Here is a 25,205-nt window from a genome sequence, read left to right on the forward strand (position 1 = left end):
GGTTGCTTTCGCTGGCACAAAGGACAGGCCAAAGGGCCTCCGAAGCGGGTCTTGGTCCGACTTGGCGCAACCGAGTCTCGTCGCAGATCGGACTCGTGGGGATAATTCACAGCATATTGCCGCAACAGTGCTCGAATCACCCATATGCTGTTTCCGAGGCGGCAACAGGGCAGGCCAGATTCCCCTTCCTTTGTGGATGAAAGATGCTATCGTCAAGAAATCAAAGGCGTTTTCTTGAACGGCTGCCAACGTTTCGAAAGCGCATACCGGTTTGAATGGGGGATGTTTGTGTGATTGCCATAGTTTCACGCGCGATCGCGCGCGGTGTCGGCCTCTGCGCCGTCGTGGCCAGCGCCTGGATCGCGACCGCGGACAGGGCCGCGGCGCAGGATACTGTCATCGTGACCGGACGGGTTGAGCCGGGCCTCTGGGTTGATCCCGACGGCTGCCTGCACTGGGTCGCCGATGGGGGTGTCGAAGGATACATGGAGGGCCGGGTGAACCCCGAGACCGGGATGCCGGTCTGCCTCGATGTGAACACCTGCGCCGTGTCCAACTCGGACGTGCTGTTCCACACCGACAGCGCGCGCCTGACCACTTCGGGCCGCGAGCAGCTGCGCCAGTTCTTCTCGTCGGCGGGGGCCTTTGCCTACGCGATCTACGGTCATACCGACAGCCGTGCCTCGGACGAATACAACATGCGCCTCAGCCAGCGCCGCGCCGCCGCTGTCGCCAACGTCGCCCGGTCGGTCGGCGCCCGCGTCGCCCGCGAGATCGGTTACGGTGAGCGCCGCCCGGTTGCGCCCAATGACAGCGCCGCGAACATGCAGCGCAACCGTCGCGTCGAAATCGTGTGCTACAGGTGACCGCCATGACCAGTAAACTCTCTCTTCGGGGGGCTGTCGCCCTTGCCATTTCCGCGTTCGCGCTGACCGCCTGCCAAAGCTCGGACGATGCCCGTCTGATCGCCATCGGCGAAGATACCGGGTTCGACTCGGGCAGCCTCAGTCAGCTTGAGGCCGGCATCTATATCGATCCCGATGGCTGCCACATCTGGATGATCGACGATGGCCTCGAAGGCTATTGGTCGCGTCGCCTCGACCCGGTGTCGGGTCTGCCGGTCTGCACGGATATCGCGCCGCCGAACTACGTCGTCGGCGACATCAGCCGCAATCCGGGCATTCCGGACTTCACTCCCGGCTTCTGAAGGCAAACGAAAATTTTCCTCGGCGGGCGCGTTTTGCGCCCGCCTTTGTTTTGGGCAAGGTCCGGCGCCTGACACACAGGATAAAGAAAATTTCGTGACATCCCACACAACAGGTTGCGTTCGAGGCGGGGCGCGGTCACTCTGATCCCAGTCGGAACCCTCAAGATGGGAGATCCCGTTTGGCGACCACCACGCTGCCGCAGCCCGCTGCCGAGCCGCCCGTCGAACGACTGCTGGAATTTCCGGACAATCGCCTATTGATCGAATTATGCGGCGAGTTTGATCGCAACCTCGCGCAAATCGAGCATCTCCTTTCCGTGCATATCCTGCGCCGGGGCAACGAACTGGCCCTGCTGGGAGAGGCGCGAGAGGAAGCGGCCGGCGTTCTGGAGCGCCTCTATGCGCGGCTGGAATCGGGCAAATCGGTCGAACCCGGCGATATCGACGCCATGGTGCGCCTTGGCGATTCCGCCGAGGAGACCGGTGCGCGCGACGGCGACCAGATGGAGATGTTCGGCGCCGGGCCACTGGAAATCGGCACGCGCAAGAAAACGATCGAGCCGCGCACGCGCGCGCAGCAGGACTATGTCCGCAACCTCTACCAGAACGAGCTGGCCTTCGGGATCGGTCCTGCCGGCACCGGCAAGACCTATCTCGCCGTGGCGGTCGCCGTGAACCAGATGATCAACGGCCATGTCGATCGCATCATCCTGTCGCGCCCGGCGGTTGAGGCCGGTGAGCGCCTTGGCTTTCTGCCTGGCGACATGAAGGACAAGGTCGACCCCTACATGCAGCCGCTCTACGACGCGCTGAACGATTTCCTGCCCGCCAAGCAACTGGGCAAATTGATCGAGGAAAAGACGATCGAGATCGCGCCGCTGGCCTTCATGCGCGGACGGACCCTGTCAAACGCCTATGTCGTGCTTGACGAGGCGCAGAACGCCTCGACCATGCAGATGAAGATGTTCCTGACCCGGCTGGGGCAGGGCAGCCGCATGGTCATCACCGGCGACCGAAGCCAGGTGGACCTGCCCCGCGGGCAACTCAGCGGTCTTGTTCAGGCGGAGCGGATTCTCGGCGGGATCGAAGGCATCAGCTTCAACTACTTCACCGCAAAGGATGTCGTGCGTCACCCGATGGTCGCCAAGATCATCGAGGCCTATGACGAGAAAGCCGAGGACACGTAAAGGGCGCCCTCCGGTTTGCTGGACCGGCACGCGCGGGGTGTGAAGCTGCCGCAGTACTGACTGGCGCGCCTGCGCGGCGTGGTGCTATGGGGCGCCCATGATCGACGTGGATATCTTGATCGAGGCCGACGCGTGGGACGAAACCGCGCTTGAAACCCTCGCGCCCAAGGCCTTCGAGGCGGCCTTGGTTGAGCTCGCGCTCGCCCCGGATGGCTTTGCGGTCAGCCTTCTAGCCTGCGACGATGACCGGATCGCGACCCTGAACGCTGAGTTCCGGGGCAAGCCGACGCCGACCAACGTGCTCTCCTGGCCATCGGACGAGCGCGGGGCCGAAACCCCGGGCGATATGCCCGACCTGCCGACGCTGACGGGCGATGGTCCGCCCGAGGAACTGGGCGATATCGCGCTGGCCTACCAGACCTGCGCGCGGGAAGCCGCCGAGGCTGGCAAGCCGCTCGAGGATCACCTCGCCCATCTTTTGGTGCACGGGCTGCTACATTTGCTCGGATTCGACCACGAAACCGACAAAGATGCCGAATTGATGGAGCATCTTGAGGTGCGCATCCTTGCCAGACTGGGGGTCCCTGACCCATATTGACCTGACGGGCGTTTCAGGCCCGGTTTGCAGATCTGGAAAGGAGCAATGAGCTCGAACCCCGACCCCTCGTCTCCCGCGGCGCGTGGCGCGCAGGACTCCGAGGATGACACCCCCGCCCAGAGGCCGGGGTTTCTCGCCCGAATATTCGGATCGTCTTCTTCCGAGGACGAGGCCGAAATCATTGATTCCCACGAACCCGATCCAGAGGCGCAGCCCTTGGGCCAGCGGTCTTTCGGCATGTCTAACCTGCGTCGCATGCGGGTCGAGGACGTGGCCGTCCCGCGGGTCGAAATCGTGTCTGTCCCCTGCGACATGGGGTTGCCCGATCTTGTCGAGGTGTTCCGCGAATCCGGGCTGACCCGCTTGCCCGTCTATGACGGCACGCTCGACAGCCCGATCGGCATGATCCACCTGAAGGACGTGGCCCTGCGCTATGGCTTCAACGGCAAGGCGACCGATTTCTCGCTGCGCAAGATGCTGCGGCCACTGCTTTATGCGCCGCCCTCCATGCCCATCGGCGTTTTGCTGACCAAGATGCAGACCGAACGCACCCATATGGCGCTGGTCATCGATGAATATGGCGGGGTCGACGGGATCGTGACCATCGAGGACCTGATCGAACAGGTCATCGGCGAGATCGAGGATGAACACGATGTCGAAGAGGCTCAGCCATGGACGCGGGAGGGCGATGGTTCCTTCATCGCGCTGGCGCGGGCCCCGCTGGACGAGTTCGAAGCCGAGATCGGGTTGTCCCTGACCGAGGATGAGGACGAGGAAGAAGTCGATACGCTCGGCGGTCTCGTCTTCCTCTTGACCGGTCGCGTTCCGGCACGGGGCGAGGTTGTTCCGCATGAGGATACCGGCGTGGAGTTCGAGGTGATCGACGCCGATCCTCGCCGCATCAAGCGCCTGCGCGTGCGGTTGCCTGACAAGAGGGCGGAGTGATCCACCCCCCTGCGATTGCAGAGTGGATCGAGGCGCGCACGTATCGCGAACGGCTGACGCTCTCGGCGTTGTCCGGTGCGATCGCGGCGCTTGGCTTGGCTCCGTTCAACCTGTGGGTCTTCGGCTGGGTCGGCTTTGCGGGCCTTTTGCTGCTCGCCTCGCTCGCCACGACGGCGCGCCGGGCCGCCTGGATCGCGTGGTTTGGCGCAACGACCTATTTCGCCGTCGCTCTGCATTGGATCGTCGAGCCGTTCTTCGTCGATGCCGCGCGCCATGGCTGGATGGCGCCTTTTGCGCTTTTCTTCATGGCGGGCGGTCTGGCCCTGTTCTGGGCGCTGCCCGCCTACCTGGCGCGCCGCCTGCTGCCGCAGGACGCCCTCGGCTGGCGTCTGGCGGCCCTGACAGGGCTTGTGCTGCTGTCGGAGGCGGCGCGCGGTGTCGTCCTGACGGGGTTCCCCTGGGCCTTCCCCGGTCACATCCTGATTGGCAGCCCTTTCCTGTCCGCGGCGCAATTTGGTGGAGGGTTGGGCCTTAACTTGATCGTTCTCGGCTTCGCTGCCCTGATGGCCGGGCTGGTGCTCCGCAGCTTGGGGTGGGCCGTTCTTTCCCTGGCTGTCGCCGCGGGTCTGTCCGTTGCACTGATCGCCGTCGCCCCCACGCCGTCGGTCCCGGACCCGGATGCGCCCGTCATCCGCCTCGTTCAGCCGAACGCGCCGCAGCATCTCAAATGGCGGCGCGACATGATCCCGATCTTTTTCCAGCGCGGTCTGGCCCTGACCGCCGCCGCCCCCGAGATCGAGGGGCGAACACCTGACCTCGTGATCTGGCCGGAAACCAGCCTGCCGCAGATCCTCGATCGCTCCGACGTTGCGCGGGCCGAGATCGCCGGGGCCGCCGGAGCCGCCCGTGTGATCGTCGGCGCGCAGCGTTTCGAGGGGGTGCGCCCGGTCAATGCCATGGCCCTTCTCGATGCCGAGGGACGGATCGAGGCGGTTTATGACAAGCACCACCTCGTGCCGTTCGGCGAATACCTGCCCTATGCCGAGACCTTGTCTCGATGGGGCCTGCGCGGATTGGCCGAGGTCCTGCCCGGTGGCTACGTTCCCGGCCCAGGCCCGGACTTGATCGAGCTTGGCGGGGCGCTCGGCACGGCTTTCCCGATGATTTGCTACGAGGCGATCTTTCCGGGCTACATCCGCCAGGTCGCCACGCGTCCCGACTGGATGCTGCACATCACCAACGATGCGTGGTTCGGCACGCTCTCCGGGCCTTACCAGCATCTCGCCTTGGCGCAATTGCGCGCGGCCGAGCAGGGGCTTCCGCTGTTGCGGGCTGCCAATACCGGCATCTCGGCCGTCATCGACGGTCGCGGCCGGGTGGTCGCGGCGCTGCCGCTTGGCGAGGGTGGCGTTCTCGACGCCGCGTTGCCGCCTGCCCTGCCGCCGACCTTTTACGCCCGAACGGGTGACCTGCCGCTCGTGGCCCTGTTCCTTTTGGGAAGCCTGGCCGCAATTGTCGCAGGCCGTCGGTCCGCGCGCCATTGAACCTTTCCTGTCAAGGGCGTAAGCCAACTTGGCCCCGCAACGGCTTCCTGGCGTGGGGACAATGTTTTCAATGGAGCAACCTTCATGGCCCGATCGAACTATCTCTTCACCTCCGAGTCCGTCTCCGAGGGGCACCCGGACAAGGTGTGCGACCGCATCTCTGACGCTGTGCTCGATGCGTTCCTTGCAGAAGAACCCGAAGCGCGTGTCGCCTGCGAGACCTTTGCCACCACGAACCGCGTCGTCATCGGCGGCGAAGTGGGCCTGTCCGACAAGGACAAGCTCCACGACTACATCGACCATATCGGCGACATCGCCCGGGCCTGCATCAAGGATATCGGCTACGAGCAGGAGAAGTTTCACCACGAGACGGTCGAGGTGACGAACCTTCTGCACGAGCAGTCGGCGCATATCGCCCAAGGCGTCGACGCGGCCGAGAACAAGGACGAAGGCGCCGGTGACCAGGGGATCATGTTCGGCTTCGCGGTCGACGAGACGCCTGAACTGATGCCTGCGCCGATCCTCTATTCGCACGCGATCCTGCGCCGCCTTGCCGAGGTGCGCAAATCGGGACAGGAACCGACGCTTGGCCCCGATGCGAAAAGCCAGCTGACCTTGCGCTACGAAGACAGCCGCCCGGTCGAGGTGACGTCGATCGTGCTGTCCACCCAGCATCTTGATCCGAACATGACCTCGGATGACGTGCGCGCCGTGGTCGAGCCCTATATCCGCGAGGTCCTGCCGACCGACTGGCTGAACGACAACACCGTCTGGCACGTGAACCCGACCGGCAAGTTCGTGATCGGTGGCCCCGATGGCGACGCGGGCCTGACGGGTCGCAAGATCATCGTCGACACCTATGGCGGGGCAGCGCCCCATGGCGGCGGTGCCTTCTCGGGCAAGGACCCCACCAAGGTGGACCGCTCGGCCGCCTATGCCGCGCGCTACCTTGCCAAGAACGTGGTCGCCGCCGGGATGGCCAAGCGCTGCACGATCCAGCTCTCCTATGCGATTGGCGTGGCCGAGCCGCTGTCGATCTATGCCGAAACGCATGGCACGGGCGAGGTGCATGAGTCCGAGATCGAAAAGGCCATCCGCGACACGATGTGCCTGACCCCGCGCGGCATTCGCACGCATCTGGGTCTGAACAAACCGATCTACACCCGCACCGCGGCCTATGGCCATTTCGGGCGCGCGCCCGAAGAGGATGGCGGCTTCTCGTGGGAACGGACCGACCTGGTCGACGCGCTCAAGGCTGCCGTCTGATCACCCGTCTTTCGCATCGGCCCGTTCAGGGGCCGTTGCGAACTCTGCCCAGACCGGGAGGTGATCCGAGGCGCGCCGCGCTTCGCTGGTCCGGATCACACCGCAATCCGTCAGGCTCAGCCCCGATCCATGGGCGAACCGATCCAGTGGCGCGACCGGGTAGCTGGCATGAAAGCTGCGCCCCGGCGACATCACCATGAAATCGCGGCCCAATGGCTCGAACCCGCCGCTGACGGACCATTCGTTGAAATCGCCCGCGATGATGGTGGTCTGCCGGTGGTGCGGCTCGACATGAGACCGGATCGCCGCCAGTTGCCGTCGGCGCCAGCGTCGCAAAAGCCCCAGATGCGCCCCGATGAGGTCCACACGCCCCGTCGCGGGGGTGTCGACGGTCACCCGGACCGCGCCGCGCGGCTCCAACCCCGGCAGATGCAGGCGCTCGGTCGCCAGAACCGTCACGCCCGCTTTGACCAGCACGGCATTGCCATGCCAGCCGAGGCTTACATCGGTCGCGGCCACGTCAACGACGTCATAATCGCTTTCCAGGTCGATCAACCGCTTGGGTATGGCCGCGGGGCGCGCGCCGAGGCGTTTGTCGGCCTCCTGCAGGATCACCACGTCCGCACCGCTGTGGGCGATCACCGACAGCACCCGTTCGGGATTGCGCCGTCCGTCCAATCCGACGGCCTTACGAATGTTGTAGCTGAGAATCCGCATCGGTCCGATCAAAGCACCGGGGCGACAAGCCGGGCAAGGGGCGCGCCGACTCGGATCGACAGCGGCTGTTCATCAAGGGTTCGGTCCAGCCGCTCGGCCCGGGCAAAGTCGTCTTCCAGCATCTCGGCCATCTCGGCGGCAAGGGTCCGGTCGTGGAACAGGACCATCGTCTCGAAATTCAATCGGAAGGACCGGTTGTCGAAATTCGTGCTGCCAAGCGCGCTGAGATGGTCGTCGATCAGCAGCGCCTTCTGATGCAGGAACCCCTCCTTGTAGCGCCAGATCTGCACCCCGGCTTCCGTCAGCTCGTCGAAATAGGCAAAGGCCGCCAGCCAGGGCAGGTAGTGGTCGATGGTCTCGGGCACCAAGAGGCGCACGTCGCGCCCTGCCGCGGCGGCCAGTTTCAGCGCCGACAGAAGCGCCAGGTCCGGCACGCAATAGGGCGTGCTGAGCCAGACCCGCTCCTGCGCGGAGGAGATGGCCGCGAAAAACAGGGCCGAGCCGCCGTCCTCGTCATCGATCGGGCCCGTGGCGACGGTCAAGGCCTCGGTTCTGCCCTGTGCCTCGGGCACGGCCCAGTCGAGGTCCTTGCGCAGCGATGTCCCGGTCAGCCAATGCCAGTCCTCGGCAAAGATCAGCTGGAGTTGCGGCACGACCGGCCCCGTGATCCTGCAGAACGTGTCGCGCCAGGGCCCGAACTCCGGGTCACGGCCCATGTATTCATCGCCGACATTCAGACCGCCGATGAAGGCCTCGCGCCCATCGACGATCACGGTCTTTCGGTGGTTTCGGAAATTGATCTGCAGCCGCCGCATGATCGGTGTCCGGCGGCGCAAGGCAGCCCCGGCGACGCCAGCCTCCTCCATCCGGCGTATGGCCGCCCAACTGAGGTCCTTCGAGCCGACCGCGTCCGTGTAGAGGTGCACCTTCACCCCGCGCCGTGCCGCTGCCACCAGACGGTCGACGACCTCTTCTCCGATCCGGTCGTCGCGGAAGGTGTAGAACTGCACCAGCAGGTATCTCTCGGCGCGGTCGATGGCCTCGAACAGGGCGTTGAAGGTGGCCTCGCCGTCTTTCAAGACCTCGACCGAGTTGCCCTCGACGAAGGGCAGGCCCGCGATACGCTCGAACGGGCGGCGGTCGATCCCGCCCATCAAACGCGGCCCCTCCCCGTCGTGATCCGGGCGCTTGTCATCGAAGAGAAGGCGGCTGGCCCTTCGGTTCTTGGTCTGCCGCTTGTACCTGTGTGGGCCGAAGATCGCGTAGATCAGAACGCCGATATGCGGCGTCGAGAGCAGGAACACGACCCAGCCGACCGCGCCTTGCGGGGTGCGGGCCGCCTGTGCTGCCCGCCAGCTCAGCCAGATTGCCAGCGCCAGGGACAGGGCTGAAAGGATGGCGATCAGGGCGGTCAGCAAATCTGAAATTCCTCAAGAGGGCGGTTTTTCGTCTGTCTCAGCGTCGGGTGCCGCGTCCCAGGTCCTGCACGATGGCGATATGGGCCATCAGGTCACGGATGCTCAGCACACCGACAAGGGAACGCCCCTCGGCCACCAGAAGTTTCCTTTGCGGTCCGCTTGCCATCAGGTTCAGCGCCTCCTCGGCCGACAGATCGGGGCGCACGGCGGTATCCTCGGAGAGCGCGGCGAAGATGTCGCCGACCTGCGTGACGCCCCAGTCCGTGCGTGGGACTTCGCGCATCAGGGCGGTGTCGACATGCCCCAGCAGGACACCGGCCTCGACCACGGGAACGAAGCTGATGCCATGGGCCAGCATCACCTCGTCGGCGAGATCGGCCAATGTCATGTCCGGTGTCGCGCAGAACGGGTTTGGCGTCATCAGTTCGGAGACACGCAACCCCCTGAGGCTGGTTTGCGTGACGAGGTGTTGGTAGGTGCCGCGGCTGGCGTTCAACACGAACAGGCCGATCAGCCCCATCCAGATGCCGCCGACGCCGCCCCCCGAAAGGACGGAGAACAGACCAAGCGCCATCAGGGCGAGCGCAAAGACGACCCCCGCCGTGCTGGCCTTGCGCGTCGCCTCCAGCACATCGCCGGAGCGGTTCCAGAGCCACGCGCGCAGAACCCGCCCGCCATCCAGCGGGAAAGCAGGCACGAGGTTGAAGACCGCAAGGATCAGGTTGATCGAGGCGAGGTAGGACAGGACCATCCCGGCAACGCCCCCACCCGCGGCCATCGCGAGCAGGCCAAAGGCCCCGGCCAGTGCGAAACTCATGGCCGGCCCGGCAATCGCGATCCAGAATTCCGAGGCGGCGCTTTTGGGTTCGTCTTCCAGTTGCGCCACACCCCCGAAAAGGAACAGGGTGATGCCACCCACGCCAAGCCCGTAGCGCCGCGCGACGAGGGAGTGGGCCAGTTCATGCAGGATCAGGCTGCCGAACAGGCCCAGCATCGCCACGACCGACAGGATCAGGTAGCCGCTTGCATCAAGGCCCGGCAGAACCTCGGGGAAATAGCCCGAGGACAGGCTCCAGACGATCAGGGCCGCGATCAGCAGCCAGCTCGCGTCGATGCGGATCTCGAAGCCGAACAGGTCGAACAGGCGGACCGAGTGAGAGAACATCCAGGTATCTCCTTTCCGTGCCGCGCACACACGTCTGAGATGTGCGCCTGAAAAACGTAAGCACTTGCCCCCGGAAAGGAAGACCCTTGTCAGGGGCGCCTGACCACAGGGCGAGGTCGGGGAGCTTGCCACGCCATGCGCCCCTGTGGCCCAAGCCGGGGATTGAGACACGGATGGGCATGGGCTAGAGGACGGGGCCGCCGCGCCAGAGGATCGTGACCATGCAAGACCTGCCCAAGCGCCCGCATCGCAACTTCTACGGCCGCCGCAAGGGCAAGCACCTGCGCGACAGCCAGGAGGTTTATCTGGAAGAGGACCTTGCCGCGTTGTCGCCGGGGCCGGTGGGCTGGGACGAAAACCCCGAGCGTACACCGCTGGACCTTGCCGCCCTGTTCGCCGGGCGCGAGGTGTGGCTCGAGGTCGGGTTCGGCGGCGGAGAGCACATGATCCATCAGGCGGAGCGCAACCCGCAGATCGGCTTCATCGGGGCTGAACCCTATATCAACGGCGTGGCCATGCTACTTGGCAAGATCCGGGCGAGCGGGGTGCAGAACCTGCGCATCCATCCCGGCGACGCGCGCGACCTGTTCGACGTGCTGCCGGATCAATCCATTTCCAAGGCCTTCCTGCTCTATCCCGATCCGTGGCCGAAAAAGCGCCACCACCGCCGCCGCTTCGTGACGCCCGAGCACCTTGAGCCGCTGGCCCGAGTTCTCAAGCCGGGTGCGGAATTCCGCGTGGCGACCGACATCCCCGACTATGTCCGCCAAACGCTGGAAGAGGTGCCACGGGCGGGGTTCGAGTGGCTTGCCCAAGGGCCGCGGGATTGGCGCGACCCGTGGGGGGACTGGATCTCGACGCGTTACGAACAGAAGGCGCTGCGCGAGGGGCGTGTGCCGCACTACCTGACCTTCCGTCGGCTCTGATCCCCTCAGGGTTTGCGCCGTCTGCGACGTCGCCCGGGGGGGGGGGGGCGGCCTCACGCCCCTTTGGGGCGATCGCCCGCGCCTTTCGCCCGTGTGGATGGTCGGCCCCCTTATTTCGAGGCGGCGCGTGTGCGGGGTGTGGACGAGGCGCGCGCCCGCGTCTATCACCCCCGCGACTGACAAAAGGGGAGGGCGGCGCATGTCCGGCCATGGCGATCCGGTTCCGATGATGGCCCGCAAGGGCGGTGCGCTGACGGGCGAGGCCCATGTGCCCGGCGACAAGTCGATTTCGCACCGGTCCCTGATCCTCGGCGCGATGGCCGTGGGGGAGACGCGGATCACCGGCCTGTTGGAAGGGCAGGACGTGCTGGACACCGCCAAGGCCATGCGCGCCTTCGGGGCCGAGGTGACGCGCGACGACGATGGCACCTGGCACGTCCACGGCGTGGGCACGGGCGGCTTTGCCGAGCCCGAGGACGTGATCGACTGCGGAAATTCGGGCACCGGCGTGCGCCTGATTATGGGCGCGATGGCCACGACCCCGATCACCGTGACCTTCACCGGCGATGCTTCGCTGCGCTCGCGCCCGATGGCGCGGGTGACGGACCCGTTGGCGCTCTTCGGCTGCCGGTCGGTGGGCCGCGCCGGGGGCCGCTTGCCGATGACGCTGGTCGGCGCGGCGGAGCCGCTGCCGGTGCGCTACACCGTGCCCGTCCCCTCGGCGCAGGTGAAATCCGCGGTTCTGCTGGCCGGGTTGAATGCGCCGGGCCAGACCGTCGTGATCGAGGCCGAGGCGACTCGCGACCATACCGAACGGATGCTGGCGGGCTTCGGTGCCGAGATCACGACCGAGGTCACGGACGAAGGCCGGGTCATCACCCTGACCGGGCAGCCGGAGTTGGTGCCGCAGACCATCACCGTGCCGCGCGACCCCTCCAGCGCGGCCTTCCCGGTCTGTGCGGCGCTGATCACCGAGGGGTCGGACGTGCTGGTGCCGAATATCGGTTTGAACCCGACGCGCGCGGGCCTGTTCGAGACGCTGATCGAGATGGGCGCCGACCTGACCTACGAGAACCCGCGCGAGGAAGGGGGCGAACCCGTCGCCGACCTGCGCGCGCGCTATTCGCCCGACATGAAGGGGGTCGAGGTGCCACCCGCCCGCGCCGCCAGCATGATCGACGAATACCCGATCCTCTCGGTCGTCGCGGCCAATGCTGAAGGGCCGACTGTCATGCGCGGCGTCAAGGAATTGCGCGTGAAGGAAAGCGACCGGATCGCGGCCATGGCCGATGGGTTGCGCGCCTGCGGGGTGGAGGTCGAGGACGGACCGGATTGGTGGATCGTCCACGGGCGCGGCATGGGCGGGGTGAAAGGCGGGGCGACCTGCGCCACGCATCTCGACCACCGCATCGCGATGTCCTTCCTCTGCCTTGGTTTGTCGACGCAAGAGCCGGTCGGCGTGGATGATGGCGGCCCGATCGCGACCAGCTTCCCGATTTTCGAGGGGCTTATGCGCGACCTGGGCGCCGAGATCGAACGCGGCTGACGCTTGGCTTGCACGGCGTGGGGCTATCGGGGGCACTCTGGTTGGCACTGCCTGGTGACCCAGATGGACAAAGCCACGCCCTCAAGCAACGACAGTGGGGCGGGTCGCAGGATCAATCGAATGCCCTGACGACAGCCAAATTCGCCCTTGTGGCCATGGCCGGGGCCATGTTGATCTTTGCGATTGCGGGCCGGACCATCCACGCCGGAAGGAGACGCAGATGAGTTTTACCGTGGCCATCGACGGGCCAGCCGCTGCCGGAAAAGGCACGATCAGCCGCGCGGTGGCCGAGCATTTCGGCTTTGCCCATCTCGACACGGGCTTGCTTTACCGCGCCGTGGGCGCGCGCATGTTGACGGGCAAGGAACCGGTCGAGGCGGCGCAGGCGCTGACGGCGGACGACCTCGGCGATCCAGACGCCTTGCGCACGCCGGACGTGGCGCAGGCGGCCTCGAGAGTCGCTGTGATCCCCGAGGTTCGCGCGGCGCTCGTCGATTTCCAGCGCGCCTTTGCCCGGCGCGCAGGCGGCGCCGTGCTCGACGGGCGGGATATCGGCACGGTCATTTGCCCCGATGCCGAGGCCAAGCTCTTCGTCACTGCCAGCGCCGAGGTGCGCGCCAGCCGCCGCCACAAGGAACTGCTCGAACGCGGGATCGCGTCCGACTATGACACGGTGCTGGCAGATGTGCGCGAACGCGACGCGCGAGATGCCAATCGGGCAACCGCGCCCCTGCTGCCTGCCGCCGATGCCGTGATCATCGACACCTCGGACCTGAGTATCGAAGAGGCGGTCGCCAAGGCGATCAGGGAAATCGCGGCGCACCGCGACTAGGATGCGGCTTGCCAGATGCCCCTTCCATTGGCCATGTTCACTATCAGGTGGTCGAAGTGGAGGGAGACGCCTTGGCACCTGCGGTCAGGCAGACAGAGGCTCAGGGACAAGCGGGCGATATCGCATTGGCGGAACCCGGATTGGCCAGGGTGACGATCTCTTTCGACAAGATGGCACTTCGCGTCCTGTTCGTTTCCCTGGTTCTCGTATCACTCCTTTGCTTTGTGTCGACCTGGCGGGTCGTCGACTTCTGGTTGCACAACGACGTCGACTGGCGGGATTGGCCGCTGGCCTACAAACTGATGCTGCAAGGAAACCTGGCGCAGGAAAACGTTCTGGGCGCCTGGTTTTCCTCCATGTTGCTTCTGATGGCCGGGGCGGCCTTTCTTCTGTGCTTCGCCGCCGAGCCGCGTGACGCTGGGAAATCGGTCTTCCGCTTCGGTTGGCTGTTGTTCGGCCTGGTGTTCGTCGGCTTGTCGCTCGACGAACTCGGCTCCTTCCACGAGAGGTTGGCGCTTTGGCAGCCGGACGCCGCATGGAGGCTGATGATCGTGGGCTTCATTCTTGTGGTGCCCGTTTACATGACCGGGTTCGGCCTCGTTCAACTGCGCCGCAGCCGGGCGGGGGCGGGCTTGATCGTGCTTGGCGTGGCCTGCTTCAGTCTGATCCCCGTTTACGAGCACTTCGAAATCATGGGACTGGCAGCGCCCGGCGTTCCGGGGCGGAGCGGCCATGCCCTTTGGACCGCGGCTGAAGAAACCACCGAGTTGTTGGGCATGATCGCCTTTCTGGCAGCGGCGCTGGTCTTCGCGGCCACGTTCTCCCACCGGCCGATGGCGGGGTCGGGCGCCCCCCGTCTCAGCCTGCGCCTGAGCCCGCCCGTTTTGGCGGGCGCATATCTGATTGTCGTCGGCTTGGCGGCCGCCGGAGCCTATGCATCGCGGCGTTGGTTGGCCGTGCTGGAGGAAGATGGCGTCAATGGCCTGCCCGAAAACTGGTTTGTTGGTGCGCCGCTGTTTCTGTCCGCGTTGGTGGTCCTCGCCCTGTCGCAAGGGCGCGTGCACAGGTCGTTTGGCTGGGCAATCGCCTTTTCCGCGGTCCTGGTCTCGGCCCTGGTCGGGGCGGACATCCAGAAATTCTTTTGGAGCGAAGAGATGGCGTGGCTCAAATGGGGTCTTGCCGGTGCCTTGGCCGTCGCGGGCATTATTGCGCTGATGCCCCGGTCTGCCTTGGCGGTGCGTATCACGGGTTTGGCTGCGATCGCGGCCTTGGCCGTGACCGTGGCGGCCATGCCCGGTCCGCACACCCTTGCGCTTGGGCTGGTGGCCGTGTTGGGGCTTGGGTCATGTGGCTTGGCGCTGCTCACGCAGCCGGTGGAGGAACACTAACCCGCAGGCCGACCCGCCACAGGAACTGGCATACACGCCCTCACCGCCGAGACGGCGTGCCTTGGCGCAACTGGCGCCGCCAACCAAGGCCGAACCGCGCCAGCCCCTTGCGCAACAGGCCTTGCCCCTGTATACGCGCGCACGTCAACACGGCGAGCAACGCCGGAAACAGAGAGATCGAGCAGGGTCGGGTTCACCGGCCCTCTTTGTTTTCCGGGGCGTCAGACCAACGATCATCCCAAGACCGGCGGAGACAACCGCGCGGCCAGCAATATCGAACGAATAGGAACCGATACGCATATGTGCGCTAAAGCAACCATGGAGGAGTTCGAAGCCCTCCTGAACGAAAGCTTCGAAATCGACACGCCCGACGAGGGATCTGTCGTCAAGGGCAAGGTCATCGCCATCGAGGCAGGCCAGGCCATCATCGATGTCGGCTACAAGATGGAAGGCCGCGTCGATCTCAAGGAATTCGCGAACCCCGGCGAAGCGCCCCAGATCGAAGTGGGCGACGAGGTCGAGGTTTACCTGCGCAACGTCGAGAACGCGCGCGGCGAGGCTGTCATCAGCCACGAGATGGCCAAGCGCGAAGCCGCGTGGGACCGTCTGGAAAAAGCCTATGCCAGCGAAGAGCGCGTCGAAGGCGCCATCTTCGGTCGCGTCAAGGGTGGCTTCACCGTCGATCTGGGCGGTGCCGTGGCCTTCCTGCCCGGTTCGCAGGTCGATGTGCGCCCCGTGCGTGACGCAGGCCCGCTGATGGGTCTCAAGCAGCCCTTCCAGATCCTCAAGATGGACCGCCGCCGCGGCAACATCGTGGTCTCGCGCCGCGCCATCCTGGAAGAGTCCCGCGCCGAGCAGCGCGCCGAGGTCATCGCCAAGCTCAACGAGGGCGACGTGGTCGACGGCGTGGTCAAGAACATCACCGAATACGGCGCCTTCGTCGATCTGGGTGGTGTGGACGGCCTGCTGCACGTCACCGACATGGCCTGGCGCCGCGTCAACGACCCGAAAGAGGTCCTGTCCATCGGCGAAACCGTCAAGGTGCAGGTCATCAAGGTCAACAAGGACACCCACCGCATCAGCCTCGGCATGAAGCAGCTGCAGGACGATCCGTGGGATGCCGTCGAAGCCCGCTACCCGCTGGAATCGGTGCATACCGGCCGCGTGACGAACATCACCGACTACGGTGCCTTCGTCGAGCTGGAGCCCGGTGTCGAGGGCCTCGTTCACGTCTCGGAAATGTCCTGGACGAAGAAGAACGTGCACCCCGGCAAGATCGTCTCCACCTCGCAAGAGGTCGAGGTCATGGTGCTGGAAATCGACACCGCCAAGCGTCGCGTTTCGCTGGGTCTCAAGCAGACCATGCGCAACCCGTGGGAAGTGTTCGAAGAGCAGTACCCGGTCGGCACGCAGGTCGAGGGCGAGGTCAAGAACATCACCGAGTTCGGTCTGTTCGTGGGTCTCGACAATGACATCGACGGCATGGTGCACCTCTCCGACCTGACCTGGGAAGGTCGCGGCGAGGATGCCATCCAGAACTATCGCAAGGGCGACGTCGTCCAGGCGGTCGTCACCGAGGTCGACACCGACAAGGAGCGCATCTCGCTCTCCATCAAGGCGGTTGACGGCGATCCCTTCGCCGAGGCCGTGGATGGCGTGAAGCGTGGGTCGGTTATCACCGTCGAAGTCACCGCGATCGAAGATGGCGGCATCGAGGTCGAGTATGAAGGCATGAAATCCTTCATCCGTCGCTCGGACCTGTCGCGTGACCGTGCCGAGCAGCGCCCCGAGCGCTTCCAGGTCGGTGACAAGATCGACGTGCGCGTCACCAACGTGGACGCCAAGTCGCGCCGCCTCGGCCTGTCGATCAAGGCTCGCGAGATCGCCGAAGAGAAAGAGGCCGTCGAACAGTATGGCTCCTCGGACTCGGGCGCATCGCTCGGCGATATCCTTGGCGCAGCGCTGAAGCAGGACGACTAAGTCCGCGCCTAACGGCAAAATTGGAAAGGCCCCGCAGCAGCGGGGCCTTTTTTCGTTGGGGGTCCAAAAAGCTGTGGATAACGGGCGGGGCGCGCGACGCTGCCACATGGGTGTTACACGCCCGGTGTTCCCTCCGCCGCGCGCGGGGAATGTCCCTTCCCGCCCTGGCGTTCGGTTTGTCCCCTTTATCCCGCCGAACGCGACCGAGACGGACCGGCCCTGCACGACAAAGCCCCTGGTGCAGGGCCGCGTTCCTCTCAAGGATGTCGTGAGATCCGTGGTGTTGATCGCCGATCAGAAATCGACGTCGACGCCGGGCAGGTTCAAGGCGCGGACAAGATCCCGCAACTCCTGCCGTGCGGCGAGGTTCGAGATGTTCAGTCGCTCGACCCCGAGTTCACGCAAGTCCAGCAAGGTCATGCCCGTGGGGAACAGCTCGCGGAAAATCACCCGCTCGTTGAAGCCGGGTGCGACGCGGAAGCCGATGCGCTTGGACAGGTCCTCCATCGCGCGGCCTACTTTGCGCTTGTTGTGCATCTCCTGCGCGCCCAGGCGGTTGCGCACGACGATCCAATCCATCGGCGAGAGGCCCGCGCGCGCGCGCAACTGCCGGGCATGCCAGACCATCTCGGAATAGACGCTGGGGCCGGTGATCTCGTAGGTGTCCGGGTCGATCCGCGCCAGAAGGTCGAAATCGACGAAACTGTCGTTCATCGGCGTGATCAGCGTATCGGCAAGGCTGTGGGCGACTTGGCTCAGTCGCGTATGGCTTCCGGGGCAGTCGATAACGATGAAATCGCAGCGCGCCTCGTGCTCGGCCACGGCAGCCGAGAGGCGGCGGTCATAGATGTTCTCGCCCGGTTCGAGGTCGTCCGGGCTGAGGTTCGGCAATTCCATCAGGATGGGGCAGGGCAGGTCCAGGTCGCGCTTGGCGATCGTGTTCTGCCGGTTCTCGATGTAGCGCCCGAAGCTGCGTTGCCGCAGGTCAAGGTCGAGGCCGCCCACCACATGCCCCAGCCGGGCCAGCGCGGTGGCGATATGCATGGCGGTCGTGGATTTCCCCGAGCCGCCCTTTTCATTGCCCAAGACGATGATGTGTGCCACGCGCGTACCCTCGATTGACCCCGGCGGACCGGCCCTCATTTTGTGGGGCCGGTTTGCTATGTCGCAATATACGGCAGCATGCGGGGCGGAGTAAGGGATAATGGCCGCGATATGGGTCTTTCCCTTGGATTTGTGTCCAATCCGCCCGGTGAATCGAAAACGCCGCCCCGAAGGGCGGCGTTCATTGGTTTCGACGAGGCCGTCAGGCTCAGAAGCCGAGGCCTTCGTATTTCTTCTTGAACTTCGACACGCGGCCGCCCTGGTCCATCAGGCGCGAGGTGCCGCCGGTCCAGGCCGGGTGCACCGAGGGGTCGATGTCAAGGGACATGGTGTCGCCTTCCGAACCCCAGGTCGAGCGCATCTGCACGATGTCGCCATTCGTCATTTTCACGTCGATGACGTGATAATCGGGATGGATATCCTTTTTCATCTCGCCGCTCCTTACGCTTCGGCGCCCGACTTGGGCTTGTAGGTGGTGTCCTCGGCGATCCGGGCCGACTTGCCCCGGCGCGAGCGCAGGTAGTACATCTTGGCGCGGCGCACGCGGCCGCGACGAACCACCTCGATCGACTCGATGTTGGTCGAGTAGAGGGGGAACACACGTTCGACGCCCTCGCCGAACGAGATCTTGCGCACGGTGAACGAGCCGGCGATGCCCTTGCCGTTCTTGCGCGCGATGCAGACGCCCTCGTAGTTCTGCACGCGGGTGCGCGTGCCCTCGGTCACCTTGTAACCGACGCGCACGGTGTCGCCTGCCTTGAAATCCGGGATGGTCTTGCCGAGCTCAGCGATCTGCTCGGCCTCCAGTTGTGCGATCAGATCCATTGGACCCGTCTCCTATCATCAATGCTCGCGGTTTTTCCGCGAAGGTGTCTCGTCAACCCAGAGCTCCGGACTTCGACCGGGTCCGCCTTGATCCCGTTTCGGGGGCGCCCGCCGGAGATGCGGCCAATCCTTGCCTTGTGGTGTCGTCCCGGCTTTTGCGGTCGCCGAAGGTGCGTGCGCGGCCAAAAGAACAACGATCCGGCTGGCCGATTCCGGCCCCGGACCAGCGCCGTATAAGGCGGGGCGGGCGGGCGATCAACCCTTTCGTTTCTGGTAGTCGGCCCAAAGATCGGGGCGACGCGCGCGCGTCAGGCGCTCGGCCTCGGCCCGGCGCCATTTCTCGATGTCGCCATGGTGGCCCGACAGCAGCACATCGGGGATCTTGCGGCCTTTCCATTCGGCGGGCTTGGTGTATTGCGGATGTTCGAGAAGCCCGTCGGAGAAGCTTTCTTCCTCGGTCGAGGCCGCGTTGCCGAGGACGCCGGGGATAAGGCGCACGGTGGCATCCAGCACGGCCTGCGCGGCGATTTCCCCCCCGGTGAGGACGAAATCGCCAAGGCTGATTTCCTCAAGCGCATATTCCTCGATCACGCGCTCGTCCACGCCTTCGAACCGCCCGCAGAGGAGCGTCATCCCCTCGGCCCTTGCAAAACGCTGCGCGTCGGCCTGTGTGAAGGGTTTGCCGCGCGGGCTGAGATAGACGCGCGGCCAGCGAGTGGGATCGTCGGGCGTGCCCTTTGCCGCCATCGACAGCGCGCGGCCCAGCACATCAGGGCGCATCACGAGACCCGCGCCGCCGCCCGCGGGGGTGTCATCCACCTGACGATGCTTTCCAGTGCCGAAGCTGCGCAGGTCGATCGGCTCCAGCGCCCAAAGCCCGTCCTTGAGAGCGCGGCCCGTCAGCGAGGCGCCAAGCACGCCGGGAAACACCTCGGGGAAAAGGGTGACGATCTTGGCGCACCACGCGCCATGAAGGCGCTTGGTGTCGGCCATCAAGTCGCGTGGCGTCAGGTTGGCCGAGATCGAGAGGCGGCCGTGAGATTTCGAAGGCGGCTGGGACATGGGGAGGGATTAGAGCGGGGCGACGGGTTTCGCAATGGCAGGGTTTGCGCCGTCTTCGACGTCGCCCGGGGAAGCGTGCAACGGGGCATCGAGCCCCGTTGCACGCTGGCGCGTTCCGCGCGGGCATATTTGAGGGATAAAGATGGGATCAGTCGTCGAAGAGACCCTCGGGCGGGTCGATGACGATACGGCCCTGGGCGAGATCTACGGTGGGGACGACCTCGAGTGTGAAGGGGACGAGGACGGTACCCTTCTGTCCCGGCACACGCAGTTCCAGCAGGTCGCTGGCGCCGTGGTTCAAGACGGCGGAGACCTTGCCGCGGGGCTGGCCGCCGGTGTCCTGTACCGACAGGCCGATCAGGTCGGCGTGGTAGTATTCATCGTCGGGCAGGCTGGGCAGGGCGCTGCGCGGGGCGAAGAGGCGGGTGCCGCGCAGGGCGTCTGCCTCTTCCTTGGTGGTGACGCCTGAAAGGCGTGCGGCAAAGCCCGCCTTGACCGGGCGCGTGATGCGGAGGTCGAAACTGCGGCTGCCATCCTCGGTCGTCAGCGGACCATAGGTGGCGACGTCTTCGGGTGTGGCGCAGAAGCTCTTGAGCCGCACCTCGCCGCGGACACCGAAGGATCCGGCGATGGCGCCGACGCAGACCTTGTCAGCCATGAAGCAGTTCTCCGGGCAGGGCGGCGCGGTCCTGCGTGAGGGCGACCCACATCAGGAAGGTGAAAACCGCAGAGATGCCGATGAAGACGACCCCGACGACCCGCGCGGGCGCGTCGCCGAAGATCAGGAAGTAGAGGCCGACCGCGCCAAGCCCGAGTGCCGCGAGAATCATGCGATCCTCCGGGCCTGGGGTATCGGCGCGGGCCGATCCTGGGTGTGGCAGGATATCACCATGCCGAGGTCAGCGGGGCGCGGGCACAGGGGCCAGCACCCCGCAAGCACCTGATTACTCGGTGGTTTCTTCGGCAGCTGCCTCTTCCGCCGGCTCTTCGGCGGGGGCGGCGGCTGCTTCGGCGGCGGCTGCGGCCTTGGCGGCTTTCTCCTCGGCGCGTTCCTGCGCCTTCTTGCCGGGCTCGGCCTTCTTCATGTTGGCGCGCTCTTTCTTCTCCAGAACGCCGGCGGCTTCGAGGAAGCGGCTCACGCGGTCGGTGGGCTGGGCGCCCTGGTCGAGCCAGTGCTGCACGCGCTCCATGTCCATCTTCACGCGCTCTTCGCTGTCCTTGGGCAGGAGCGGGTTATAGGTGCCGAGCTTCTCGATGAAGCGGCCGTCGCGAGGCATGCGGCTGTCGGCTGCCACGATGCGGTAGAAGGGACGCTTTTTCGAGCCGCCGCGGGCCAGTCGGATTTTCATTGCCATGATGTAACTCCTTGATATGGCTTGCGAAGGCGGGATCAATCCCGCCCTACGATTGGTGTTGTTCGTGGTGACGGATGACCTCGTCGATCACGAAGCGTAGGAATTTCTTGGCGAAAACCGGGTCCAGGTCGGCCCGTTTCGCCAGGTCTTCGAGCCGTGCGACCTGCGCGGCTTCGCGCGTGGGGTCGGACGGGGGAAGGTCGTGTTCGGCCTTGAGCTTGCCGACGGCCTGCGTGTGCTTGAACCGCTCGCCGAGCGTGTAGATCAGGATCGCGTCGAGGCGGTCGATCGACTCGCGATGTCCCTTCAGGATCTCGGCGGCGCGGGTGGCGGCATCGGTCATGGGCGAACCTCGGAAACGGCGGGAAAGAGCGTGTCACAGGGCGTACACACCCCGTACACAGGCTGTACATACATGTGCGGCTGGCAGCGGGTCATTGCAGCCCCCCTTGCGACGGGGCGGGGTGGCGCCAGGCCTGAAGCGGCTCGTCGCGGTCGGGCAGGGCGGCACCGGTGTCATGGGTGCAGCCAAGCCGGCGGGCCAGCGCCAGCGAGCGGTCGTTGCGCGCGTCGATATAGCTGACCGCCGTGCGCCATCCGAGATCGTCATAGGCATGGGCGCGGGCGCGCGTCACCGCCTCGTGGGCATAGCCCTTGCCCTCGGCCTCTGGGGTCCAGATCGTCCAGCCCAGTTCATGCTCCGGCCAGTCGCCGGGATACCAAGGACCGACCGAGCCGATGGGCGTGCCGGTTTCCTTCACCTCGGCAACGAAGGTGCCGAAGCCCCGCAAATGCCAATGGCCAGTGATGATCGCCAGAACGCGCCAGGCGTGTCCGATATCCTTGTCCGCGCCGCCGCCGACGAAGCGCGCGCGGTCTGACATGACGAACGGCGCCAAGACCTCGAAATCCGAGGACTTGGGCGCGCGCAGACGCAGGCGCTCGGTCTCGAGGACCGGGGTATCGGTCAAATGCGGGATCATTTCTTCTTGCCGAAGCCGCCGAGGCCGGGGGGAAGGCCACCGCCGCCGAGGCCGGGCAGGCCGCCCATGCCCATCTGGCGCGCGGCCTTTTCCATTTCCGCCGGGTCCATCTTGGACGGGTCCATATCCTTGAGGGCAGAGGGCGCACCCTTGCCCATCAGCGCGCCGAGGCCGCCTTTCATCATGCCCTTCTTGCCCATCTTGCCGAGCTTCTTCATCGCGTCGGCCATCTGGCGCTGCATCTTTAAAAGCTTGTTGAGGTCGGAGACATCCTGCCCCGCGCCGGCGGCGATGCGTTTCTTGCGGCTGGCCTGCAGCAGGGCGGGGTTGGCGCGTTCCTTTTTCGTCATGGACTGGATCAGCGCGATCTGGCGCTTGATCACGGTGTCGTCCATGCCGGCGTCATCCAGTTGCTTCTGCATCTTGGCCATGCCGGGCATCATCGACATCATGCCCTGCATGCCGCCCATCTTGAGCATCTGTTCCAGCTGGCCCTTAAGGTCGTTCATGTTGAACTGACCCTTCTGAAAGCGCTTCATCATGCGCTCGGCCTGTTCGGCCTCCAGCACTTCCTGCGCCTTTTCGACCAGCGACACGATATCGCCCATGCCCAGGATGCGGCCGGCGATGCGCTCGGGCTCGAAGGTCTCGATCGCGTCCATCTTTTCGCCGAGGCCGACGAAGCGGATGGGCTTGCCGGTAATGGCGCGCATGGACAGGGCGGCACCGCCGCGCCCGTCGCCGTCCATCCGGGTCAGGACAACGCCCGAGACGCCGATCTTGTCGTCGAATTCCTCGGCCACGTTGACGGCGTCCTGGCCGGTCAGGCCGTCGACCACCAGCAACGTTTCACGCGGGTTGGCCACGTCGCGCACGGCGGCGGCCTGCGCGATCAGTTCCTCGTCGATATGCAACCGACCGGCGGTGTCGAGCATATAGACGTCATAGCCGCCGAGGCTGGCCTGGGTCTTGGCGCGCTTGGCGATGGCGACCGGGTCCTCACCCTTGACGATGGGCAGGGTGTCGACGCCGATCTGGGTGCCAAGAATCGCCAACTGTTCCATGGCCGCGGGGCGGTTGGTGTCGAGCGAGGCCATCAGCACCTTCTTGCCCTCGCGCTCTTTCAAACGCTTGGCAAGCTTGGCGGTGGTCGTGGTTTTACCCGAGCCCTGAAGGCCGACCATCAGGATCGGCGCGGGCGGGTTGTCGATTTTCAGTTTGCCGGGGTCTTCGTCGCCGGTCAGGACATGGACCAGTTCGTCATGGACGATCTTGATGACCTGCTGCCCGGGTGTGACCGACTTGGTGACGGCGGCGCCGGTTGCCTTTTTCTCGACCGCCTTGATGAACTGCCGCGCCACGGGCAGCGACACGTCCGCTTCGAGAAGGGCCACGCGCACCTCGCGCATGGCGGTGCGCACGTCATCCTCGGACAGCGCGCCCTGTTTCGTCAGGCGATCGAAGACGCCACCAAGGCGTTCTGACAGGTTCTCGAACATGGGCCATTGCCCCCTTTCGTCTCGGTTGCCCCCTTGAGGTAAGGGGCGCTCCGGGTTGCACCAAGGCCCTGCGGGCCGATCCGGCTGATCCGAAGGGCGATGCCCAAACGGACCTTGACCCCCGTGGGCGAATCCTCGCTGACGGGGGGCGATCCTGCCGAATGGCTCAGGACCGGAAGGCTGGCGCGTTCCGGGTTGTTGACGGGCTGTTACGCGCGCGGGCGCTGCGAGTCAAGCATCGCGGGCGATCAGGTGCAGACGGCGGTCAGCCGCGTGACGTTGCCCGCCAGCATGTCGCGCCCATGCGCCTGGAGCGAGAAGGAGCGCCGCAGGTCCATGCGGTCGAATTCCTCCTGCCGTGTGGGCGGGGCCGGGTCGGGGCGCGTGCCGGGGCGGCCGAAGAGGTTGATCGTCATGGGGCCTTCGAACTCGATCCCGGCCACGGTGAGGCCTTCGACATGGTTGGCGTAGATCCCGATCAGGTCGGCCGTTGGACCCTCGGAGGTGATCATCAGGGTCCAGATGGGGCCGGAGATGCTGTCGCCGATGGACATTTGTCCGGTCGCAAGATGCGCTGTCGATCCGCCCTCCTGCCGGAAAGAGGGGCCTTCGACGGTATAGCTGGCATGGCCCGTCAGTTCCTCGCCGGGGCGGATGCTGCCGACACCCTGCGTGACGACCACGATGAAGTCGATCGTGCAGGATTGCGCCGCGACGGGGGCGGTGTGCAGGAACAGGCTGGCAATGACGGCGGCGACCCTGAGCATGGCCGCAGGCTAGCAAAGCGCGGCGCCTGCGCAAACGGGGATCTGGCTTTCGCGAGACCGCCCTGAGCGGCGCCAAGATCCGCCATGCCAGCCTGAGCCGGAAGAAGATCGCGCCGGTCAGCCGACCGCAGGTCGCTGCGGTCGGGCATGGTTTTGTCAGGGTCCTTGGCGCACGGTTTGGGGGCGGGAGCATGACTCCTCTATGCGGGACAGTCCCGCCCCTTGGCTGCGCTGCGTGGATCAGGCGGCCACTCCGAGGGTTTCGACCTGCGCGTTGGCCTTTTTCATGCTGCTTTCGGCATCCAGCATCAGCCGGTCGGCGGCCACGAAATGCACATCGGTGATGCCGATGAAGCCAAGCACGTGGCGGATATAGCCAGTTGCGAAGTCGATCTCGGAGCCCGCCTCGGTCCCGCCGGAGGCGACGGCGATATAGGCCCGCTTGCCAGTCAACAGGCCCTCGGGGCCCGCCTCGGTATAGCGGAAGGTGACGCCGGCGCGGGCGACCAGATCGACCCAGGCCTTCAGGGTGGCGGGCACGCCGAAATTGTAGATCGGCAGGCCGATGACGATGATGTCGGCGGCGGTCACCTCGGCCACCAGCGTGTCGGACAGGGACAGCGTCTGGCGCTGTTCGGGGGTGCGGGCATCGGCGGGCGTGAAATTGGCGTCGACCCACGCTTCGTTGATCAGGGGCAGGCCATCGGCAAGGTCGCGGGTGGTGATCTCCGCATCGGGGGCGATGCGGTTGATGATGCTGTCGGTCAACTGGCGCGAGATGGAGCCTTGGCGGCGGGCGGAGGCGTCGATGCGCAACACGGTCTGGGTCATCCTGGAGGTCCTCGAAGGTGATGGGTTGGAGATGCCCCTACATGTGAAGCGTTCGCAGAA

Annotated in this window: 26 protein-coding genes, 1 pseudogene and 1 riboswitch; of the genes and pseudogenes, 12 read left to right on the forward strand and 15 right to left on the reverse strand. The window is 65.5% G+C overall.

Going from position 1 to position 25,205, the window contains the following annotated elements; genetic code table 11:
* The first annotated feature begins 275 nt into the window (after window positions 1-275).
* The 7 genes from KUV65_RS11970 to metK all read left to right on the forward strand — a co-directional run bounded on the left by KUV65_RS11970 (window position 276) and on the right by metK (window position 6,747).
* Complete coding sequence (locus tag KUV65_RS11970) at window positions 276-866, forward strand: OmpA family protein (RefSeq protein WP_222190912.1); 591 nt, start codon at window positions 276-278, stop codon at window positions 864-866.
* 5 nt (window positions 867-871) lie between these two features.
* A complete protein-coding gene (locus KUV65_RS11975) occupies window positions 872-1,207 on the forward strand; it encodes a hypothetical protein (RefSeq protein ID WP_222190914.1) in 336 nt (111 codons plus the stop codon).
* A 179-nt stretch (window positions 1,208-1,386) separates the two neighbouring features.
* Window positions 1,387-2,394: a PhoH family protein gene (locus tag KUV65_RS11980; protein ID WP_261331739.1), complete on the forward strand. Its 1,008-nt coding sequence runs from the start codon at window positions 1,387-1,389 to the stop codon at window positions 2,392-2,394.
* Between the two features lie 97 nt (window positions 2,395-2,491).
* On the forward strand, window positions 2,492-2,992 hold the full coding sequence (gene ybeY, locus KUV65_RS11985) for an rRNA maturation RNase YbeY (protein WP_222190916.1): 501 nt from the start codon (window positions 2,492-2,494) through the stop codon (window positions 2,990-2,992).
* Window positions 2,993-3,037: 45 nt separating this feature from the next.
* Window positions 3,038-3,937 carry a hemolysin family protein gene (locus tag KUV65_RS11990; RefSeq protein ID WP_222190918.1) on the forward strand — a complete coding sequence of 300 codons (900 nt, stop codon included), beginning with the start codon at window positions 3,038-3,040 and terminating at the stop codon, window positions 3,935-3,937.
* Window positions 3,934-5,481, forward strand: a complete 1,548-nt coding sequence (gene lnt / locus KUV65_RS11995) for an apolipoprotein N-acyltransferase (RefSeq protein ID WP_222190920.1) — start codon at window positions 3,934-3,936, stop codon at window positions 5,479-5,481. Before KUV65_RS11990 ends, lnt begins: the two co-directional genes overlap by 4 nt.
* 28 nt (window positions 5,482-5,509) lie before the next feature.
* A riboswitch (SAM-SAH riboswitch) is annotated at window positions 5,510-5,559 on the forward strand.
* Between the two features lie 6 nt (window positions 5,560-5,565).
* Window positions 5,566-6,747: a methionine adenosyltransferase gene (metK, locus tag KUV65_RS12000; RefSeq protein WP_222190922.1), complete on the forward strand. Its 1,182-nt coding sequence runs from the start codon at window positions 5,566-5,568 to the stop codon at window positions 6,745-6,747.
* On the opposite strand, the gene KUV65_RS12005 is transcribed toward metK, so the two are convergent.
* Genes KUV65_RS12005 through KUV65_RS12015 form a run of 3 tightly spaced genes read right to left on the reverse strand, consistent with a single transcriptional unit; the run spans window position 6,748 to window position 10,047 of the window.
* Window positions 6,748-7,464 (reverse strand): endonuclease/exonuclease/phosphatase family protein, encoded by a 717-nt coding sequence (locus KUV65_RS12005; RefSeq protein WP_222190924.1) that lies wholly within the window; start codon window positions 7,462-7,464, stop codon window positions 6,748-6,750. It lies immediately after the preceding gene.
* 8 nt (window positions 7,465-7,472) lie between these two features.
* Window positions 7,473-8,882, reverse strand: a complete 1,410-nt coding sequence (gene cls, locus KUV65_RS12010; RefSeq protein ID WP_222190925.1) for a cardiolipin synthase — start codon at window positions 8,880-8,882, stop codon at window positions 7,473-7,475.
* A 37-nt stretch (window positions 8,883-8,919) separates the two neighbouring features.
* Window positions 8,920-10,047 (reverse strand): site-2 protease family protein, encoded by a 1,128-nt coding sequence (locus KUV65_RS12015; protein ID WP_222190926.1) that lies wholly within the window; start codon window positions 10,045-10,047, stop codon window positions 8,920-8,922.
* A 221-nt stretch (window positions 10,048-10,268) separates the two neighbouring features.
* Here KUV65_RS12015 and trmB point away from each other — a divergent pair, with 221 nt between their 5' ends.
* The 5 genes from trmB (at window position 10,269) to rpsA (ending at window position 16,719) form a co-directional block, all read left to right on the forward strand.
* Window positions 10,269-10,973, forward strand: a complete 705-nt coding sequence (gene trmB / locus KUV65_RS12020; RefSeq protein ID WP_222190927.1) for a tRNA (guanosine(46)-N7)-methyltransferase TrmB — start codon at window positions 10,269-10,271, stop codon at window positions 10,971-10,973.
* 199 nt (window positions 10,974-11,172) lie between these two features.
* Entirely contained in the window at window positions 11,173-12,519 is a 1,347-nt protein-coding gene (gene aroA / locus KUV65_RS12025; RefSeq protein WP_374107072.1) for a 3-phosphoshikimate 1-carboxyvinyltransferase, read from the forward strand.
* Between the two features lie 220 nt (window positions 12,520-12,739).
* Complete coding sequence (cmk, locus tag KUV65_RS12030; protein ID WP_222190928.1) at window positions 12,740-13,351, forward strand: (d)CMP kinase; 612 nt, start codon at window positions 12,740-12,742, stop codon at window positions 13,349-13,351.
* Between the two features lie 170 nt (window positions 13,352-13,521).
* Entirely contained in the window at window positions 13,522-14,739 is a 1,218-nt protein-coding gene (locus KUV65_RS12035) for a hypothetical protein (RefSeq protein ID WP_222190929.1), read from the forward strand.
* A gap of 300 nt (window positions 14,740-15,039) precedes the next feature.
* Window positions 15,040-16,719, forward strand: a complete 1,680-nt coding sequence (gene rpsA, locus KUV65_RS12040; protein ID WP_222190930.1) for a 30S ribosomal protein S1 — start codon at window positions 15,040-15,042, stop codon at window positions 16,717-16,719.
* 294 nt (window positions 16,720-17,013) lie between these two features.
* Here the strand turns inward: rpsA and KUV65_RS12045 are convergent, their stop codons facing one another.
* From KUV65_RS12045 to KUV65_RS12100, 12 genes and pseudogenes are all read right to left on the reverse strand, one after another.
* Window positions 17,014-17,823: a division plane positioning ATPase MipZ gene (locus KUV65_RS12045; RefSeq protein WP_259550422.1), complete on the reverse strand. Its 810-nt coding sequence runs from the start codon at window positions 17,821-17,823 to the stop codon at window positions 17,014-17,016.
* A 208-nt stretch (window positions 17,824-18,031) separates the two neighbouring features.
* Window positions 18,032-18,253: a 50S ribosomal protein L31 gene (gene rpmE / locus KUV65_RS12050; RefSeq protein ID WP_222190932.1), complete on the reverse strand. Its 222-nt coding sequence runs from the start codon at window positions 18,251-18,253 to the stop codon at window positions 18,032-18,034.
* A 44-nt stretch (window positions 18,254-18,297) separates the two neighbouring features.
* A pseudogene (gene rplS, locus KUV65_RS12055) lies at window positions 18,298-18,648 on the reverse strand (50S ribosomal protein L19); the annotation flags it as partial.
* 255 nt (window positions 18,649-18,903) lie between these two features.
* A complete protein-coding gene (trmD, locus tag KUV65_RS12060) occupies window positions 18,904-19,641 on the reverse strand; it encodes a tRNA (guanosine(37)-N1)-methyltransferase TrmD (protein WP_222191276.1) in 738 nt (245 codons plus the stop codon).
* A 217-nt stretch (window positions 19,642-19,858) separates the two neighbouring features.
* Window positions 19,859-20,368, reverse strand: coding sequence for a ribosome maturation factor RimM (rimM, locus tag KUV65_RS12065; RefSeq protein WP_222190934.1), 510 nt, complete (start codon window positions 20,366-20,368; stop codon window positions 19,859-19,861).
* Window positions 20,361-20,540, reverse strand: a complete 180-nt coding sequence (locus KUV65_RS12070; RefSeq protein ID WP_222190935.1) for a hypothetical protein — start codon at window positions 20,538-20,540, stop codon at window positions 20,361-20,363. The genes rimM and KUV65_RS12070 overlap by 8 nt, the downstream gene beginning before the upstream one ends.
* Before the next feature lie 114 nt (window positions 20,541-20,654).
* The gene (gene rpsP, locus KUV65_RS12075) at window positions 20,655-21,065 is read right to left on the reverse strand and encodes a 30S ribosomal protein S16 (protein ID WP_222190936.1); all 411 of its coding nucleotides are present in this window, start codon (window positions 21,063-21,065) and stop codon (window positions 20,655-20,657) included.
* Between the two features lie 46 nt (window positions 21,066-21,111).
* A complete protein-coding gene (locus KUV65_RS12080) occupies window positions 21,112-21,408 on the reverse strand; it encodes a chorismate mutase (RefSeq protein WP_222190937.1) in 297 nt (98 codons plus the stop codon).
* A gap of 91 nt (window positions 21,409-21,499) precedes the next feature.
* Window positions 21,500-22,048: a GNAT family N-acetyltransferase gene (locus KUV65_RS12085; protein ID WP_222190938.1), complete on the reverse strand. Its 549-nt coding sequence runs from the start codon at window positions 22,046-22,048 to the stop codon at window positions 21,500-21,502.
* Window positions 22,045-23,547, reverse strand: a complete 1,503-nt coding sequence (ffh, locus tag KUV65_RS12090; RefSeq protein ID WP_222190939.1) for a signal recognition particle protein — start codon at window positions 23,545-23,547, stop codon at window positions 22,045-22,047. Before ffh ends, KUV65_RS12085 begins: the two co-directional genes overlap by 4 nt.
* Before the next feature lie 248 nt (window positions 23,548-23,795).
* The gene (locus tag KUV65_RS12095) at window positions 23,796-24,314 is read right to left on the reverse strand and encodes a hypothetical protein (protein ID WP_222190940.1); all 519 of its coding nucleotides are present in this window, start codon (window positions 24,312-24,314) and stop codon (window positions 23,796-23,798) included.
* Window positions 24,315-24,554: 240 nt separating this feature from the next.
* Window positions 24,555-25,145, reverse strand: a complete 591-nt coding sequence (locus KUV65_RS12100) for an FMN-dependent NADH-azoreductase (RefSeq protein WP_222190941.1) — start codon at window positions 25,143-25,145, stop codon at window positions 24,555-24,557.
* Window positions 25,146-25,205: the final 60 nt, after the last annotated feature.

The sequence above is a fragment of the Maritalea mobilis genome, from assembly GCF_019800885.1.
Classification (GTDB): domain Bacteria; phylum Pseudomonadota; class Alphaproteobacteria; order Rhodobacterales; family Rhodobacteraceae; genus Roseibacterium; species Roseibacterium beibuensis.